This window comes from Massilistercora timonensis (genome assembly GCF_048354975.1).
GTDB lineage: Bacteria > Bacillota > Clostridia > Lachnospirales > Lachnospiraceae > Massilistercora > Massilistercora timonensis.
The window spans coordinates 32,433-47,515 of the sequence record NZ_DBGCJQ010000073.1; the positions used below are offsets into that span (position 1 = coordinate 32,433).

Annotated in this window: 12 protein-coding genes; all 12 read left to right on the top strand. The window is 53.4% G+C overall.

The features are described 5' to 3' along the window. Positions 1-64 precede the first annotated feature (64 nt). The 12 genes from ACML7B_RS06935 to ACML7B_RS06990 all read left to right on the top strand — a co-directional run bounded on the left by ACML7B_RS06935 (position 65) and on the right by ACML7B_RS06990 (position 14,183). On the top strand, positions 65-1,414 hold the full coding sequence (locus tag ACML7B_RS06935; protein ID WP_418540131.1) for a glucose-6-phosphate isomerase: 1,350 nt from the start codon (positions 65-67) through the stop codon (positions 1,412-1,414). Further along, entirely contained in the window at positions 1,414-2,829 is a 1,416-nt protein-coding gene (locus ACML7B_RS06940; RefSeq protein WP_418540134.1) for an aminotransferase class I/II-fold pyridoxal phosphate-dependent enzyme, read from the top strand. The genes ACML7B_RS06935 and ACML7B_RS06940 overlap by 1 nt, the downstream gene beginning before the upstream one ends. Next, a complete protein-coding gene (locus ACML7B_RS06945) occupies positions 2,822-3,409 on the top strand; it encodes a guanylate kinase (RefSeq protein WP_418540137.1) in 588 nt (195 codons plus the stop codon). The genes ACML7B_RS06940 and ACML7B_RS06945 overlap by 8 nt, the downstream gene beginning before the upstream one ends. After that, entirely contained in the window at positions 3,396-4,385 is a 990-nt protein-coding gene (holB, locus tag ACML7B_RS06950) for a DNA polymerase III subunit delta' (protein ID WP_346707358.1), read from the top strand. The genes ACML7B_RS06945 and holB overlap by 14 nt, the downstream gene beginning before the upstream one ends. 5 nt (positions 4,386-4,390) lie before the next feature. Further along, positions 4,391-5,302, top strand: coding sequence for a PSP1 domain-containing protein (locus tag ACML7B_RS06955; RefSeq protein ID WP_418540140.1), 912 nt, complete (start codon positions 4,391-4,393; stop codon positions 5,300-5,302). Next, positions 5,274-6,071: a tRNA1(Val) (adenine(37)-N6)-methyltransferase gene (locus ACML7B_RS06960; RefSeq protein WP_418540143.1), complete on the top strand. Its 798-nt coding sequence runs from the start codon at positions 5,274-5,276 to the stop codon at positions 6,069-6,071. Before ACML7B_RS06955 ends, ACML7B_RS06960 begins: the two co-directional genes overlap by 29 nt. A gap of 1 nt (position 6,072) precedes the next feature. Then, positions 6,073-6,909 (top strand): 16S rRNA (cytidine(1402)-2'-O)-methyltransferase, encoded by an 837-nt coding sequence (gene rsmI, locus ACML7B_RS06965; protein ID WP_418540145.1) that lies wholly within the window; start codon positions 6,073-6,075, stop codon positions 6,907-6,909. A 138-nt stretch (positions 6,910-7,047) separates the two neighbouring features. Beyond that, positions 7,048-8,160: a sn-glycerol-3-phosphate ABC transporter ATP-binding protein UgpC gene (locus ACML7B_RS06970; protein WP_346707354.1), complete on the top strand. Its 1,113-nt coding sequence runs from the start codon at positions 7,048-7,050 to the stop codon at positions 8,158-8,160. Between the two features lie 150 nt (positions 8,161-8,310). Continuing rightward, complete coding sequence (locus ACML7B_RS06975; protein WP_418540149.1) at positions 8,311-9,399, top strand: PucR family transcriptional regulator; 1,089 nt, start codon at positions 8,311-8,313, stop codon at positions 9,397-9,399. A gap of 3 nt (positions 9,400-9,402) precedes the next feature. Beyond that, positions 9,403-11,682, top strand: a complete 2,280-nt coding sequence (locus tag ACML7B_RS06980) for a hydratase (protein ID WP_418540151.1) — start codon at positions 9,403-9,405, stop codon at positions 11,680-11,682. A gap of 119 nt (positions 11,683-11,801) precedes the next feature. Then, positions 11,802-12,281, top strand: coding sequence for an RNA polymerase sigma factor (locus tag ACML7B_RS06985; RefSeq protein WP_418540154.1), 480 nt, complete (start codon positions 11,802-11,804; stop codon positions 12,279-12,281). Positions 12,282-12,296: 15 nt separating this feature from the next. Next, positions 12,297-14,183 carry a beta-propeller domain-containing protein gene (locus tag ACML7B_RS06990; protein ID WP_418540155.1) on the top strand — a complete coding sequence of 629 codons (1,887 nt, stop codon included), beginning with the start codon at positions 12,297-12,299 and terminating at the stop codon, positions 14,181-14,183. Positions 14,184-15,083 lie beyond the last annotated feature (900 nt).

The window sequence follows — 15,083 nt, forward strand, 5'->3', positions numbered from 1 at the left end:
ATTTGCTAAAATGTAAGAGATATATGGTATTTTTTACATTCAGCCATGGAAGGAAGGAGTCGTTATGGGAGACAGAGTTACATTCGAGTATTCGAAGGCAGAGAAATTTATCGGCGAGCATGAAGTAAAGGCCATGGAGCGGATCGCCCTGCAGGCAAAGGAAGTCCTGGTGGATAGAAGCGGCGCGGGAAATGATTTCCTGGGCTGGATCGATCTTCCGGTAGACTATGACAAGGAAGAGTTCGCACGGATCAAGGCGGCGGCAGAGAAGATCCAGTCAGATTCCGAGGTGCTGATCGTGATCGGCATCGGCGGATCCTATCTGGGAGCAAGGGCGGCCATTGAATTTTTACGCCACAGCTTTTACAATTCTGTTTCAAAGGAGATCCGCAAGACGCCGGAGATCTATTATGCAGGAAACAGCATCAGCAGCGCCTATCTTACAGACCTGCTGCAGGTGGTGGGAGACAGGGATTTCTCCGTAAATATCATCTCCAAATCCGGAACGACTACGGAACCTGCCATTGCTTTTCGTATTTTCAAAGAACTTCTGGAGAAGAAGTACGGTAAAGAAGGAGCGGCAAAGCGGATCTACGCCACCACGGACAAGGCCAGGGGAGCGCTTAAGAACCTGGCGGACGAGGAAGGCTATGAGACTTTTGTCGTGCCGGACGATGTAGGAGGAAGATATTCCGTCCTGACAGCGGTGGGCCTGCTTCCTATCGCAGTAAGCGGGGCGGACATTGACAAGCTGATGGAAGGGGCGGCCAGCGCAAGAGAGCAGGCGCTGAACAGTGAGTTTGACCAGAACCCGGCCCTTCAGTACGCGGCGATCCGGAACATTTTACACAGAAAGGGCAAATCCGTAGAAGTCCTGGCCAACTACGAGCCGGCCCTCCACTATGTATCTGAGTGGTGGAAGCAGCTCTACGGCGAGAGCGAGGGCAAGGACCAGAAGGGGATCTTCCCGGCGTCCGTGGACCTTACCACAGACCTTCACTCCATGGGACAGTTTATCCAGGACGGAAGCCGGATCATGTATGAGACGGTGATGTGCGTGGAGAACTCCCGGTCAGAAGTAGTGCTGCAGGAAGAGCCGGTGGATCTGGACGGCCTTAACTATCTGGCGGGCAAGACGGTAGATTTCGTCAACAAGAGCGCCATGAACGGGACCATCCTGGCCCACACCGACGGCAACGTGCCCAACCTGCTGGTAAATATCCCGGCCCAGGACGAGTACTCACTGGGACAGCTGTTCTACTTCTTCGAGTTTGCCTGCGGCGTCAGCGGCTACATTTCCGGAGTGAATCCGTTCAACCAGCCGGGCGTGGAGAGCTATAAGAGAAATATGTTCGCGCTGCTTGGCAAGCCGGGCTTTGAGAAGGAAAGAGAAGAATTATTAAAAAGACTGTAATGGGTACACTGTACGAGAGATTAAAAAACTATGGGGAATCGGATCATTACGGCTTCCACATGCCCGGTCACAAGAGACAGACGGGGATCCCGGGGATGGAGAAGCTGTATCAGATCGATATCACGGAGATCGAGGGCTTTGACGACCTGCATCACCCCAGGGGCATCCTGAAGGAGGCCCAGGAGCGGGCGGCCAGAGTCTTTCAGGCGGAGGAGACCCATTTCCTGATCAACGGGAGCACCGTGGGGATCTTAAGCGCCCTCGCCGGAGTGACCAGAAGAGGCGATACCGTACTTGTGGCAAGAAATTGCCACAAGTCCGTGTATCACGCGATCTATATGAAGGAACTGAAACCGGTCTATCTGTATCCGGGATTTGATCAGGAGACCGGGCTGAATACGCAGATCTCGCCGGAAGATGTGCGAAGGGCCCTGGAGGCGGATCCAGCGATCCGCGCGGTGGTGATCGTCTCTCCCACCTATGAGGGGATCGTCTCCGATGTGGAGAAGATCGGGGAGGAGGCCCATGCCAGGGGGATCCCGCTGATCGTGGACGAGGCCCACGGAGCACATTTTGGCTTTCATCCTTATTTTCCCGGGAATTCTAATACCAAAGGCGCCGATCTTGTGGTGCAAAGTCTTCACAAAACCCTGCCTTCTTTAACTCAGACCGCCCTTTTGCACATGAACGGTTCTTATGTGAACCGGAGAGAAGTGCGCCGGTATCTGGATATGCTTCAGACCAGCAGCCCTTCTTATGTGCTGATGGCCAGCATAGACGACTGTGTGTGCCGGCTGGAGGAGAAGGGGGACGGGCTGTGGGAACCCTATGTGGAGAGGTTAAAGTGGCTTCGGGGGGAACTGGAGAAGTTAAAGGCGCTGGAACTGATCCGGCTGCCGGGGCAGGAACCTTCCAAGCTTGTGATCTCTACAAGAAAGACCTCTATGACGGGAAGACAGCTGCAGGAACTCCTTCTGGAGCGGTATCATCTGGAGCTTGAGATGGCGGCGGGAAGCTATGCGCTGGCCATGACTTCCCCGGGAGATACCCGGGAGGGAATGGAGCGGCTTGCCCGTGCATTAATGGACGTTGATGAAATGGCCGGATTGATGTATAATGCAGACAAGTCTTGTGGAGAGTTCCAGTATCCGTGTCTGGAGCAGGTGTGTACCAGCGCCGGAATGGCGGACAGGCGAAGGGATGGCGCTCTGGGAGAACGGGTGCCCTGGGAAGAGAGCGAGGGAATGGTTTCTTTCGAGTACGCCTATCTGTATCCGCCGGGGATCCCGCTGATCGTTCCGGGAGAGCGGATCAACGGGGAGGCGGTGGAGATCCTGTGCCGTTACCGGGAGATGGGATTCGCGATAGAAGGACTGGATAAGGAAGGCTGGATCGAGGTTTGGAAGGATGGGTAAGATCTACTATCTGATGGGGAAAAGTTCCTCCGGGAAAGACACCCTGTATAAAGAACTTAAGAAATGTTTCCCCGGGCTTCGCCAGGTGATCCTCTACACCACCCGGCCCATCCGGGAGGGGGAGCAGGACGGGGTGGAGTACCATTTCGTCCCGGCGGAGAAGCTGGAGTCCTGCCGGAAGGAAGGGAAGCTGATCGAGATGCGGACCTATCATACCGCCTGCGGGGACTGGAGTTACGCCACGGTGGACGACGGGCAGATCCGCGTAGGGGAAGCGGATTATCTGATGATCGGGACCCTGGAGTCCTACCGGAAGATGAAGGAATATTTTGGGGCAGAGGCACTGATCCCCATTTATATAGAAGTAGAAGACGGAGAACGGCTCTGCCGGGCTCTTAAGCGGGAACGGCAGCAGGCGGTTCCCAGGTATGATGAACTGTGCAGGCGGTTCCTGGCTGACAAGGAGGATTTCTCCGAGGAGAAGCTTCAGGAGGCCGGGATCACCCGAAGGTACAGGAATCAGGACCAGGTACAATGTTTGGAAGAAATTGCAGAGGAAATACGGTATGGGAAGTTTTAAAGATGTGGTAGGCCACAAGGATATTATCCAGTATATTCAGAACGCGGTGACGGAGGACAAGGTTTCTCACGCGTATATTTTAAATGGGGAAAGAGGCGCGGGGAAGAAGCTTCTGGCGGCGCTTTTCGCGGAGACGCTCCTGTGTGAGAAGAAGGGGCCGGAGCCTTGTGGAAAATGTCATTCCTGCATCCAGGCTGAGAGCGGGAACCATCCGGACATCATCCGGGTGACCCATGAGAAGCCGGGGAGCATAAGCGTGGACGATATCCGGGAACAGGTGAATCAGACAGTTGCGGTGAAGCCTTACCAGGGAGCCTACAAGGTCTATATCATTCCGGAGGCGGATCTTATGACGGTACAGGCCCAGAACGCGCTTCTGAAGACTATCGAGGAGCCGCCGGAGTATGTGGTGATCCTGCTTCTCACAGAGAACGCGGACCAGCTCCTTCCCACCATCAATTCCCGCTGCGTGATGCTGAAGCTTCGCAACATTAAGGACAAGCTGATCAAGAGATATCTGATGGAGAAGCTGGAAGTTCCGGATTACAAGGCAGATATCTGTACCGCGTTTGCCCAGGGCAATATGGGACGGGCCATCATGCTGGCTAACTCAGAGCATTTCAACGAGATCCGGGAGGAAGCCATCCAGCTTCTGAAGTATGTCCATGAGATGGAGATCGAAGAGATCATCGAGGCGGTGAACCATATCACCACCTACAAGCTGGAGATCAACGACTATCTGGATATCCTGATGGTATGGTACAGGGATATGCTGATGTATAAAGCCACCAAGGATATGGACAAGGTGGTGTTCAAAGACCAGATCAACGTGATCCGGGAGCAGGTGAAGAAAAGCTCCTACGAGGGGATCGAGCTGATCCTGGAGAGCCTGGAGAAGGCCAAGGTAAGACTGAAAGCGAACGTTAATTTTGAGCTGACAATGGAACTTCTGTTCCTGACGATAAAGGAGAACTGACAGAAATGGTGAAGATAATCGGTGTTAGATTCCGGACCGCCGGCAAGGTTTACTACTTCTCTCCCGGCAAGACCGAGCCCAAAGCAGGGGACAAGGTGATCGTGGAGACTGCCCGGGGCGTGGAGTTCGGAACGGTGGTGCTGGGGCCCAAAGAGGTGGAGGAGGACAAGATCACGCCGCCTCTCAAATCGGTGATCCGGCTTGCCACGGCAGAGGATATCAAGAAAGAAGAGAAGAACCGGGAGAAGGAGAAGGAAGCCTTCAAGATCTGCCTGGAGAAGATCCGCAAGCACGGGCTGGAGATGAAGCTGATCGACGCGGAGTATACCTTTGACAACAACAAGGTGCTGTTTTACTTTACCGCCGACGGGCGGATCGACTTCCGGGAGCTGGTGAAGGATCTGGCAAGCGTGTTCCGCACCCGGATCGAGCTGCGGCAGATCGGCGTCCGGGACGAGACCAAGATCCGGGGAGGCATCGGCATCTGCGGCCGGCCGCTGTGCTGCCACACCTATCTGACAGAGTTCGCGCCGGTGTCCATCAAGATGGCCAAGGAGCAGAACCTGTCTCTGAACCCCACCAAGATCTCCGGGGTCTGCGGTCGGCTGATGTGCTGCCTGACCAACGAAGAAGAGACCTATGAGGAATTGAACAGCCATCTTCCTTCCAACGGGGATCATGTGACCACCCCGGAAGGGCTTAAGGGAACGGTGCAGGCGGTGAACGTGCTGCGGCAGCAGGTGAAGGTGGTAGTGGACCTGGAGAATGATGAAAAAGAGGTCCGGGAGTATAAAGCCGCTGAGCTGAAATTCAAGCCCCGGCGCAAGAAGAAGGACTCCAAATTGTCCAAAGAAGAGATGGTACAGCTGAAAGGGCTGGAAGAGAAAAATGGAAAATCAAAACTGGACGATGCCTGATCTGAAAGAGGGAGAACGACTGGACGACCTGCAGATCAAGGGATACCGGATCATCCAGGATCCGGGCCGGTTCTGCTTCGGGATGGACGCAGTATTACTGTCCTCCTTCGCCCGGGTGCGGCCGGGGGAGAAGGCGCTGGACCTGGGGACAGGGACCGGGATCCTGCCCATCCTTCTGGAGGCCAAGAACGCAGGCAAAAGCTATACCGGGCTGGAGATCCAGGAGGAGAGTGCGGATATGGCCAGGCGGAGTGTCCGCCTGAACCATCTGGAGGACAGGATCCGCATCGTGACAGGAGATATCAAAGAGGCAGCAGCGATATTCGGCGCGGCCTCTTTTGCAGTCATAACGGTGAACCCGCCTTATATGATCGGCAGCCACGGTCTGAAAAATGAGAACGAAGCTCTGTGTATCGCCCGGCACGAGGTGCTGTGCACTCTGGACGATATCCTCAGGGAGAGCGGGAAGATCCTGGGGGACAAAGGACGGTTCTATATGGTGCACCGGCCGTTCCGGCTGCCGGAGATCTTAAGGAAAATGTCCGAGTACCGGCTGGAGCCAAAGCGGATGCAGCTTGTATATCCCCAGGCAGACAAGGAGCCCAATATGGTGCTGCTGGAGGGGCTTAAGGGCGGAAAGCCGCGGCTTAAGGTAGAGCCGCCCCTGATCGTATATGAGAAAGACGGAAGCTATACCCGCCAGATCCGGGAAGCCTACTCCCTGGATGAGGGAGCCGGAGCGGCGGACATGGCAAAAAAGGAGAGATAAGATGGCAGGGACATTGTATCTGTGCGCCACACCCATCGGGAACCTGGAAGACATCAGCTTCCGGGCGCTGCGGATCCTGAGGGAAGTGGATCTGATCGCGGCGGAAGATACCCGCAACAGCATCAAGCTTTTGAATCATTTTGAGATCCGGACTCCTATGACCAGCTATCACGAGTACAACAAGATCGAGAAGGGAAGGAAGCTGGTGGAACGGCTGCAGAAGGGGGAGAACATCGCCCTCATCACAGACGCGGGCACGCCCGGGATCTCGGATCCCGGGGAGGAACTGACCGCCATGTGCCACGAGGCGGGGATCCCGGTGACGGCAGTGCCCGGGCCGGCGGCCTGCGTAACGGCGCTGACCCTGTCAGGGCTTCCCACCCGGAGGTTCGCCTTCGAGGCATTTCTTCCTACAGATAAGAAACAGCGGCAGGCTGTGCTGGAGGAGCTGAAGGAAGAGACCCGTACCATGGTGCTCTACGAGGCGCCCCACCGTCTTACGAAGACTCTGGGAGTGCTGGAGGAGACTCTGGGAGACCGGCAGATGAGCTTATGCCGGGAACTGACCAAGAAGCATGAGGAGGTCTTTAGGACCACCATTTCCCAGGCGCTGGAGCATTTCCGCCGGCAGCCCCCCAAGGGGGAATGCGTGCTGGTGATCCGGGGAAGGGATCCCCGGGAGGCAAGAGAAGAAGAGGTAAGAGCCTGGGAGGAGATAAGCCTGGAAGAGCATATGGAGCGCTATCTGGGGCAGGGAATGGACAGGAAGGAAGCCATGAAGCAGGTGGCCAGGGACCGGGGCGTGAGCAAACGGGACATTTACCGGCAGCTTCTGTAGGGTTTCGTCAACTTGTATAGAAAATAAAAAAAAGATTGTTCAACTTGGGCATGGCTCAAGTTGGACTTTTTTTATATACTCTTTACCAGAGCAGTTGATATCGGAGATATCAGCAATTGATTTAGGAGGAGATTTAAGATGGCAAGTTTATCACTGAAGCACATTAATAAAACCTATCCAAACGGATTTGAGGCTGTAAAGGATTTCAACCTTGAGATCGAAGACAAAGAGTTCATCATCTTCGTTGGTCCTTCCGGATGCGGAAAGTCCACCACCCTTCGTATGGTAGCCGGACTGGAGGACATCACCTCCGGCGAGCTGAAGATCGGCGACAAGGTTGTAAACGATGTAGAGCCAAAAGACAGAGATATCGCGATGGTATTCCAGAACTACGCTCTGTATCCGCATATGACCGTATATGACAACATGGCATTTGGTCTGAAGCTGAGAAAAGTTCCCAAAGATGAGATCGACAAGATGGTTCGCGAGGCAGCCAGGATCCTTGACCTGGAAGCGCTTCTGGATCGTAAGCCGAAGGCTCTTTCCGGTGGTCAGAGACAGCGTGTTGCCATGGGACGTGCGATCGTACGTAATCCTAAGGTGTTCCTGATGGACGAGCCTCTTTCCAACCTGGACGCGAAGCTTCGTGGACAGATGCGTATTGAGATCTCCAAGCTTCATCAGAGACTGGGCACAACCATTATCTACGTAACCCATGACCAGACAGAGGCTATGACCCTTGGTACCAGGATCGTAGTTATGAACGCCGGCGTTGTTCAGCAGGTAGATACTCCGCAGACTCTGTACGATTATCCCTGCAACCTGTTCGTAGCAGGATTCATCGGATCTCCGCAGATGAACTTTGTAGACGCTACCTGTCAGGTAGAGAACGGCAAGGTATATCTGGTAGCAGGACCTTCCAGGATCGAACTTCCGGCAGCAAAGGGACAGAAGCTGATCGACGGCGGATACGACGGAAAGACCGTTGTACTTGGTATCCGTCCGGAAGATGTTCATGATGAGCCTGCATTCCTTCAGGCTTCTCCGAACACCGTGATCGAAGCCAAGATCCGTGTATACGAGATGCTGGGCGCTGAAGTATTCCTGTACTTCGATTATGAAGGATCCAGCATGACCGCAAGAGTTGATCCCAGAACAACCGCAAGAACAGGCGATGTTGTTAAGTTCGCTCTGGACGCTGAGAAGATCCACGTATTCGACAAAGAGACTGAGCAGACCATCACAAACTAGTGAGGGGTTTTTGAAACAGCAAGATGAGAGGGCATTCCTTAGGGAGTGCCCTTTTTATATGATGACAGGATTCTGGGCGTGGACAGTCCGGGGATCCTATGATAAAATGGATAGATGTAAACCAGTAAACTCCAGATGGGAGGGGTTTTCGTGTTATCGAATCAGATATTGCACAGGACGGCGCAGGATATCCGGGAGATCACCGGACTGGAATGTTCCGTATGGGATGTGCGTGGGGCCTGCCTGGTCAGGACCAGTGAGAAAGCCATAGAGATGGAACAGGATGTAAGAGCGTTTGGCGCCTCGGGACAGGAGAGCCGGATCGACGGCGGAGAAGGATTCTTCCTGATCTGTGATGAGGAGGAGCCGGTCTACGTGCTGGCGCTGCGGGGCAGTGAAGAAGAGATGAGCCTTGCGGGCCGGATGGGCGCAAGCCAGCTTGGGAACCTGATCCTGGCTTATAAAGAGCGGATGGATAAGAACCGGTTTGTCCAGAATCTTCTGCTGGACAATCTTCTGATGGTGGATGTGTATAATCAGGCAAGAAAGATGCGGATCCCCACGGAGCTGAAGCGGGCGGTGTTCCTTATCCAGGCCAAGAACGAAGGGGACAATCTGATCATGGATACCCTGAAGGGCCTGTATGCCACCGGCACCAGAGATTTTGTGACGGCGGTGGATGAGGAGAATATCATCCTGGTGAAAGCTCTGGAGGAACCGGAGGGATACCCATACCTTGCCCAGACAGCCCGGATCCTGGTGGACACGCTGAATATGGAAGCTATGGTCAGCGTGCGGGTTTCCTACGGAACCATCGTGCAGGAATTAAGGGATGTATCCCGGTCTTACAAAGAGGCCGACATGGCCATGGAAGTAGGCAAGGTCTTCTATGTGGACAAAAATATCTTCGCCTATAATGATCTGGGGATCGGAAGGCTGATCCATCAGCTGCCGGCGTCCTTATGTGAAATGTTCCTGCGGGAGGTGTTCGAGGACCAGGAGGCGGAGACATTCGGGGAGGAAGAACTGACCACCGTCTTCACCTTCTTCGACAATAACCTGAACATCTCAGAGACTGCGCGCCAGCTGCATGTGCACCGGAACACGCTGGTGTACCGGCTTGAGAAGATCGAGAAAAAAACAGGCCTGGACGTCCGGATCTTCGAGGACGCCCTGACCTTTAAGATCGCCATCATGGTGGCAGATCATATGAAAGACTTAGAGAACAGGAGGAGCTAAAGCATGATAAAATTATACGACAACGGAGTCTATCTCTTAAATGGTACAGAGATCGTGGAGAGCCCCGAGGAGGCGAAAGCCAGAACCGGAAAGGAAGTCTCCCGGGAAGAGGCGGCTCAGCAGACCATGGCCTACAATATCCTGAAGGAGCACAATACCTCCGGGAATATGGAGCGGCTGCAGATCAAGTTTGACAAGCTGACCTCCCACGACATTACATTTGTGGGGATCATCCAGACGGCGAGAGCTTCCGGTCTGGAGAAGTTCCCGATCCCCTATGTGCTTACCAACTGCCATAATTCCCTGTGCGCGGTGGGCGGTACCATCAATGAGGATGACCACATGTTTGGACTGACCTGCGCCAAGAAGTACGGCGGCGTCTATGTGCCCCCTCATCAGGCGGTTATCCATCAGTATGCCCGGGAAATGCTGGCAGGCGGCGGCAAGATGATCCTGGGATCTGACAGCCACACCCGCTACGGAGCCCTGGGAACCATGGCCATGGGCGAGGGCGGACCGGAGCTGGTCAAGCAGCTTCTGAATAAAACCTATGATATCAAGATGCCCCAGGTGATCGGTATCTACCTGGACGGCGAGCCCGTGAAGGGAGTAGGGCCTCAGGATGTGGCCCTGGCCATCATCGGAGCCACCTTCGGCAACGGATATGTGAACAATAAAGTTATGGAGTTCGTAGGCCCGGGCGTGGAGAAGCTGAGCGCGGACTTCCGGATCGGCATCGATGTAATGACCACAGAGACCACCTGCCTGTCCTCCATCTGGAAGACGGACGAGAAGATCCGGGAGTTCTATGAGATCCACGGACGGGAAGGGGATTATAAGGAGTTAAACCCGGGAGCGGTCACCTATTACGACGGCATGGTCTATGTCAACTTAAGTGAGATCCGGCCGATGATCGCCATGCCCTTCCATCCATCCAACGTCTACACCATCGACGAGGTGAACGCCAACCTGGCGGACGTCCTCCACGATGTGGAGAAGAAGGCCCAGGTAAGCCTGGACGGCGCAGTGGAGTATTCTCTCCAGGATAAGATCGTAAATGGCAAACTGTATGTAGATCAGGGGATCATCGCCGGATGTGCCGGCGGCGGATTCGAGAATATCTGCGCGGCGGCGGATATCATCCGGGGACATTATATCGGCGCGGATGAATTTACCTTCAGCGTTTATCCGGCCAGCACGCCCATCTACATGGAACTGGTGAAGAACGGCGCGGTAGCGGACCTGATGGAAGCAGGAACCATTGTGAAGACCGCCTTCTGCGGCCCCTGTTTCGGCGCAGGAGACACGCCGGCCAACAATGCGTTCTCCATCCGTCACTCCACCAGGAACTTCCCCAACCGGGAGGGATCCAAGCTGCAGAGCGGCCAGATCGCGTCGGTGGCGCTGATGGACGCCCGTTCCATCGCGGCAACGGCGGCCAACAAGGGATTCCTGACGCCGGCCACCGATATGGACGTAGAGTACAAAGGACGTACCTATCATTTTGATCAGAATATTTACGCCAACCGGGTATTTGACAGCAAGGGAGTGGCAGATCCCGGCGTGGAGATCAAATTCGGCCCCAATATCAAAGACTGGCCGCAGATGCCGGCCCTTCCGGAGAACCTGATCCTGAAGGTGGTATCTGAGATCCACGATCCGGTGACCACCACAGACGAGCTGATCCCCTCCGGTGAGACTTCTTCTTACCGGTCCAATCCGCTGGGCCTGGCAGAGTTCGCTCTGTCCAGGAAGGATCCGGCCTATGTGGGACGGGCCAAGGAAGTGCAGAAGGCCCAGAAAGCCCTGGAGGCAGGGGAGGATCCAACAGAAGCCCTGACAGAGCTAAAGATGGTGCTTTCGAAGATCACAGCGGAATATCCGGAGGTCAACACCGGAAACATTGGCGTGGGCAGCACCATTTTCGCAGTGAAGCCGGGAGACGGATCTGCAAGAGAGCAGGCGGCCTCCTGCCAGAAAGTGCTGGGCGGCTGGGCCAATATCGCCAACGAGTACGCCACCAAGCGTTATCGTTCCAACCTGATCAACTGGGGAATGCTTCCCTTCATCACGGAAGAGAACGACCAGGCTTTGAGCTTTAAGAACGGAGACTATCTGTTTGTGCCGGAGATCCGGAAGGCAGTGGAGGAGAAGGCTTCTGAAGTGAAGGCTTATCTTGTGGGCGAAGATCTCAAAGAGATCAGCCTGAAGCTGGGAGACATGACCGATGCAGAGCGGGAGATCATCTGCAAGGGGTGTCTGATCAATTATTACAGAGGATAGAAGAGTGATCCGGGCCGGGAAAAGAAATTTTTCCGGCCTTTTATGCATCAAAAGAGATCTTTTTCGACTCTAATAGATACGATACAAGAAGATCCTATCTGATGAGGGAGGACAGGATTATGAAGTGTGACGGGGATACATTTGCAAAGATGTACCAGAGCGTGTACCAGGATCTGTACCGGTTCGCCCTCTGTATCCTGCGGGACAGGCAGGAAGCGGAGGATGCAGTCGGCGAAGCGGTGCTGGCGGGCTATGAGAATATCGGGAAGCTGCGCAAGGAAGAAGCTTTTAAAAGCTGGATGTTCACCATCCTGGCGAACCAATGTAAAAAACGGTTCCGGGAGAGGGAGAACCTTGTAAGTCTGGATCAGGAGAAGACCTTCTTCTCTGCGGAGACCCAGGAGACAGATCCGGGACTTGCCCTGGATGTACGGAAGGCATTTGCCGTCCTGCCGGAGGAGGAGCAGATGATCGTGGGACTGTCTGTGTTCGGCGGATATACCAGCCGGGAGATCAGCCGGATCCTCAGGATGAACGAGCATACGGTCCGTTCCAGGAAAAGGCGGGCTCTGGAGAAGATGGAGTGTGTATTAGAGTAGGAAAGGGGTGTCTTTATGAACAGGAACGAGCAGGAAATTCTGGAAAAGATCCGGAAGAAGACGGCAGAGATCCAGCCGCCGGACAGCCTTGGTCCGGAGGCGGTAAGAGAACGGCTTGCCGGCGTCAGGAAGAAGAGACCAGCGTGGAAGTATCTGGCAGTTCCGGCGGCAGCCTGTCTGGTGATCGCCGCAGGGATATCCATTTACAGCGGCCTTGGCGGCAGGGAGGGAGGAACATCCGCCGTACCGGCAGAGACGGTGGTGGAGGAGATCAGCGGGAGCGGATCCATCGCCTGCGCGGACAGTTATGAAGAGATCTATGATCAGATCCAGGAAGGGATCAAAGAGCAACGGGCCAGAAGCTGGGTGGTGAACGAGTCCGCGGATATGATCGCCGCCACCGAATCCCAGAGCAGCACTTTCGGCGGGGCGGCAAAGACTGCGGAAGCGGGGACAGACTATTCTGAGACCAACCTGCGGCAGCAGGGAGTGGACGAAGGCGACCTGGTGAAAACCGACGGGAACTATCTCTATGTCGTGGAGACGAATCAGACAGAGGTGGGGATCGTGAAAGCGGGAGAGGTGTTAGAGGAGACTGGGGAAATCCGGATCAAAGAAGGATGGGGGATCGAGGAGATCTATGTGGTCCCGGAGAAGAAGCAGGTGATCCTGGTATGTTCGAAGAATCTGGGAGACGTGGAGTTCTATCCGGAAGAGGAACAGGCAGAGTCCATGATCCTGACCTATGATGTAAGCGATCCAAAAGAACCCGGGCTGGAGGGGGAAGTTACCCAGAGCGGCTGGTATCATTCCTCCCGACTGGCAGAGGGGGTTCTCTACCTTTTTACCCAGTATGATGTGGGAACAGATATCCAGGAGGCCAGGCCGGAGACCTATATCCCTCAGGTACAGGGGAAACTTCTGGAAGAATCGGAGATCTTCCTTCCGCCCTACGGGCAGGGGACGCTCTATGAGATCGTCACCGCCGTGGACCTGGAGAAGCCGCAGGTGACCAGGAGCAGCCGGGCCATTTTCTCCAAAGGGGGAGACCTGTATGTAAGCGGTGAAAATATTTACTATTATGAGACTGTCTGGACAGAAAAGGGGCAGCGGGAGATGACCACCATCCGGAAGATCTCTTACCGGGACGGGGAACTGGAGCCGGAAGCCCAGGGAACCGTGGACGGCTATATCAACGATTCTTTCTCCATCGACGAATACGAGGGGAGGCTGCGGATCGTGACTACGGTGGGGGATACCAATTCCGTTACGGTCCTGGATGAAGAGCTGCAGGTGGCGGGAGAGATCACCGGCCTGGCGAAGGACGAGAGGATCTATTCGGCCAGATTTCTGGGCAAGGTGGGGTATTTTGTCACCTTCCGGGAGACGGACCCTCTGTTCTCCGTGGACTTCTCCGATCCGGATAAGCCCCGGATCATCGGGAAGCTTAAGATCCCCGGATTCTCAGATTACCTCCATTCTTACCGGGAAGGCCAGCTTCTGGGGATCGGTATGGATGTGGATGAGAAGACCCAGATCACCGGAGGAGTGAAACTGACCATGTTCGACGTCACCGATCCGGCGGACGTGAAGGAAGCAGACACCTATGTCCTGGAAAATGTCTACAATACCGATGTGTCTTATGATTACAAGGCAGCGCTGGTGGACGGGGAGAAAGACCTGATCGGCTTCCCGGCAGATTCGGAGGGAGGGAGGACATACTATCTCTTCAGCTACGATACCGAAACCGGATTCCAGCGCCTGATGGAGGAAGAGGTGAACGGCGGCGGCGGGACCACCAGGGGGATCTATATTGGGGACCGGTTGTATGTGGTGGATGGAAACGTGATCGAATCCTATAGCCTGGAGGACTATGAGAAACTGGATGGATTAATTTTGTAAATTTAAACTAAAAATTGAATAATTCAGAAAATAATTAAAATAATAAATCAAAGTAAATTAATATAAATAAAAATGAAAAATAGTGTTGACAAATAAAAAACCCGGTGCTATTATAATATCAATCCAAAGGAAATCCAGAAAAGAAAACCTGACGAGAAAGGGTTTTAAGAAGGACAGAGAAGAAAAGATCTGTCAGAGACGGATTCCAAAGATATTTCATATGTCGGTGAGATATCAGAGAATTGGAAAATCTTAGAAAAGGAGGCTTATACCATTGGACAATGCAGTAGAAACAACAATTCAATATGTTAGTGGTATGGCAGAGAAAAGGTCCCATAGAATAAGCCTTTATAATAAAAGGCGATAAAACCGGTAAGATTTGAATGAAAGAGAAAGTCGGAGAAGAGAAAAAGCCGGACAGTAAATAAACCGATTACTATCTGCAGACATATTGAAAAAATACCACATAAGATCGATTCAAAGAGTTTTAGGAGATGTGTAAAGAAACATCAGCTAAACGATCGATATTTATAGAAACCATATAAAGCAAGGTTATAGAAGGAATAACTTAATACGATTACAGACAAATGATAAGGGCTCTGGCTGTAATGGAAACGGTTATAGATATAAATAGCCAAGGAAATGTTTTATATGGAAGATGAGGGATATAAATAATGATATCGAAGATCGTAAGATCCGAGACTTTGAGTTGTAGTTTTCCTGAATAAGGATAAGGGACCGATAATCAGAGATTCCTCCGATTTATATAAAAAAATATGATAAAATTAAATAGAGAGTAGCCATTATATCGAAAATCGATTATAATGGCTACTTTTTTGTAATTTTTTGTAATAAAAACCAACTAAAAATCTGATTGTCCGCTAAAACACTGTATCTATC